Here is a 3,471-nt window from a genome sequence, read left to right as displayed (position 1 = left end):
GCGCAAATGCAGGAATAGAAGGCTCAAATGCTGCTTCCATCCAGGTGGTATATCCTGGTTATCGGAGGGCATATAGCCCCTCGGCAGGCCACTATTGAGGAGGTGCATATGCGCTGGCACAACCTGTACCGTCGCTGGGTGTTACAAAGACACTTCCGCTTCGCCAAAGAACACCTGGGCGATTATTTTTTCGATGCCCTCACCGCCTATGCGCTGGGCCTTTGCAGGTTAAGCATTCCCGAGGCCAAAGAGGCTGCCTGGGCTTTGAGTGAATTGCGCAAAGACCCCATCCCTGGTTTTAGCGGACAACTCGAAGATGTGTTCTTCACCATAGACTTCCACCTGCGGGAGCGCTTCGGCTACGAAATCGCCGGGGCCTTGCGGCGCGGCCTCTCCCGCAACGACCTCGACCTCACGGTGTTTCGGGCCTATGCCTCCGAGCGGCTATTGCGGGTTCTGACCGCGCTATCGGATCTGCGGCGGGAGCTGCTGGGTCTGGGTCAGACCCACCGTCAGACCCTCCTCACCGCCTATACCCACCACCGCCCGGCCCAGCCCACCACCCTGGGGCACTACCTGACCGGGGTCGAAAACCTGCTCTCGCGCGATTACCTGCGCTTGCGTTCGGCTTTCCTGACCACCGACAAGTGTCCTTTAGGCGCCTCTACCCTGGCAGGCAGCCCTTATCCGGTAGACCGTAAGGCACTGGCCCAGTGGCTGGGATTTGGGGCCACCCTGGAACACACCTACGATGCCATCGCGGCAGGCGACTGGGCACTGGAAATCGCCTATGCCCTGGCCGGGATGGGCACCAGCCTCTCGCGCCTGGTCGCCGACCTGTTGTTCTGGGCTGAACAGGGTGGGTTTTTAGTGGCCGAAAAAATTAGCCAGGGCTCTTCGATCATGCCGCAGAAGGTTAATCCGGTGGTGCTGGAGCATGTGCGGGGCTTCCTGGCCGAGCTGATGGGGGGCCCCACCACCTTTGGCCACCTCAACTACAGCACGCCCTTTGGCGATGTAAACGACCATGGCCCAGCGGTACTCGAGCCTTTGCAGGGGCTTTTTTATGCCGCCGAAGGAGCGGTAGCCCTGATGCGGGTGGCCTTGCAGGAAAGCCGCTTTGTGCCCGAAGTGTTGGCCCAGGGCCTGACCGACCGCAGTGTGCTGGCCTCCGAGCTGGTAGATGTGCTGGTGTCTGGACAGCATCTGTCTTTGACCGAGGCCTACCCCAAGGTGCAGGGAATGCTGCGCGAACTCAGCAACAAGGGCCGTACCGTAGCAGAGCTGGGCCTGGACGACCTGCACAGCCACCTGGGATTTGGGAACCCGGAGTTGTTGCAGGCCCTGGAACCCGAGCGCTTCCTGGCACGGCGCAAAGTACTGGGTGGGACGGCCCCCGAGGCCCAGGCCGTTTATCTGGACTACGCCCTGCACCGCCTCAAGCTCGAGCGCCTTGAACTCAAAGAGCTCAAGAGCCGCCGTCGCAAAGCGCTGCGAACCCTGGCCCAGGAGCCCCTCAGCCTGCTGGACGAACCGCTTAAGAAGACCCGGGCTCAACTTTCTGGGCCTTGAGGAATTGTTCGCCGACCCATCAAATCAAACCAGCTGCTCCAGGCTGGGGTAAAGCAACGGTTAAGGATCTCCCCATCAGGCATTTGCGCTACCCACAGAGGCCCGGCCACCGAGCCGATGCAACCCCGGAAGTGCACCGTGTAAAACCATCCCCCAAATTTCCATCCTGGTCGCACCTGGACGGTGGGGGGTGGATGTACTTTTCCAGAAAAATTTCCAACCAGCCTGTCCATCGCGGAAACCGCTCAAGACGTTATTTACCGCTTAAGCTACAATCGTATGTGGTGTGCTTTCGTCTGTCAGAAGCCAAATACCAGACCCTGAATAGCAAACGGGGAATATTTCCATGGGATTCGTGGAGTTCTTCCCCAAGGCTCATCTGAGTTTCACCACCGGAGGCTTATGCTCGAGACCCGTCTGCAACCCCACCGCGAATACCTGATGGCCAACATGGCCGGTCAGAAGATGTTTTTGGCCCTTAAAGTACAACCGCAGGCCGAAGCGGTTGGCGCCAGGCCGCAGTTGGCCATTGCCTTCGTAGTGGACACCTCGGGCTCGATGCGCGAGGTAGTCACCCAACCCACCCATCGCACTGGGCAGAATGTGCGCATTGACGGCAAGGATTATGAGGTAGTGCGAGGGGCCCGGAGCAAGATGGATCTGGTGGTGGAGGCCCTGCAAAACCTGCTCAATAGCCGCCAGCTTCAGCCTACAGACCGGCTGGCCCTGGTCAAGTTCGATGACTACGCCGGGGTGGTGCAGCCTTTTACCGATGCAGCCAGTAAGGCCAGGCTGATCGCCGCCGCCGAGCAGCTCACCCAGTTTTCCGGTGGAACCCACATGGGGGCCGGAATGCTGGAGGGCATGAAGCAGCTTAACAAAGAGAGCGGCAGCCGCCGGATGCTGCTCCTGACTGACGGACAGGCTTTCGACGAGCCGCTGGTGGAGCAGGCCGCCCAGCAGCTCGCCGAGGCCCATATTCCCGTCACTGCCATTGGGGTGGGCGACGACTGGAACGACGACCTTTTGACCAGCATCACCGACCGCACCCAGGGCAAGCCTTTCCACATTGTGCCCGACACGCAGAATCCACTACCCCCCAGCCTGCGGGCCAGCGAACTGCCGCAGGCCATCCTGGGCGAGCTGGAGAACGCGGCCAACGAGGTCATCACCAACATTGCCCTGGCGGTCAAGACGGTCAGAGACGTGACGCTCGAGCGGGTAACCCGGGTCTACCCTACCCAGAGCGAGGTAGACCTCAGAAGCCAGCCCCACCCCCTGGGCAACGCTGCCAAGGGCGACTGGACGGTGTTTATCCTCGAGTTCACCCTGCCGGCCCGCCCGGCCTCGCGCATCCGCCTGGCCCAGATGGGGCTGACCTACGAGGTGCCCGGCAAGGGCTACCGGGGCGAAGTGCCCCCGATGGACATCGTGGTGGAGTTCACCACCGACGAAACCCTGACCGCCCGCATTGACCCTCAGGTGATGCACTGGGTGCAGCAGCGCAACCTCGAGATGCTGGTCAAGCAGGCTACCCAGGAGGCCCGCACCGACCCCGCTAAGGCCGCCAGAACCCTGGAACTGGCCCGCAACCTGACCGTCAAGCTGGGCAACACCGCCATGACCCGCGCCCTCGACCAGGCTGTGGGCGAGCTCAAGAGCAGTAAAACCATCCGCATCGGCACCGCCAAGACCATCAAGATTGGGGCCAAGACCCAGGTGCTCAAACACCAACCGGAAGCCGCACCCGGTGGGGGTGATCTGCCCTCCGATGAAGAAATTCGCAAGATGACGGGTGCTTGATCTGGGCAAGGGGGCTGGGGAGAGGGGGAGATAGGGGGCAGTGGAGCTGATGATGGAGAGAAAAAACGGGGTTATCCGGGATCATCGGGATTTGGA

The 3,471-nt window shown here is 61.3% G+C and carries 2 protein-coding genes; both read left to right on the top strand.

The annotated features are described in order from the left end of the window. Positions 1-108: 108 nt before the first annotated feature. A complete protein-coding gene (locus tag Q0288_RS12225; protein WP_299430800.1) occupies positions 109-1,572 on the top strand; it encodes a lyase family protein in 1,464 nt (487 codons plus the stop codon). Between the two features lie 402 nt (positions 1,573-1,974). Continuing rightward, entirely contained in the window at positions 1,975-3,375 is a 1,401-nt protein-coding gene (locus Q0288_RS12220; RefSeq protein ID WP_299430798.1) for a VWA domain-containing protein, read from the top strand. Positions 3,376-3,471: the final 96 nt, after the last annotated feature.

The organism is uncultured Meiothermus sp., from assembly GCF_937863175.1.
Taxonomy (GTDB): domain Bacteria; phylum Deinococcota; class Deinococci; order Deinococcales; family Thermaceae; genus Meiothermus.
This window is presented reverse-complemented; position numbering and strand designations above follow the sequence as displayed.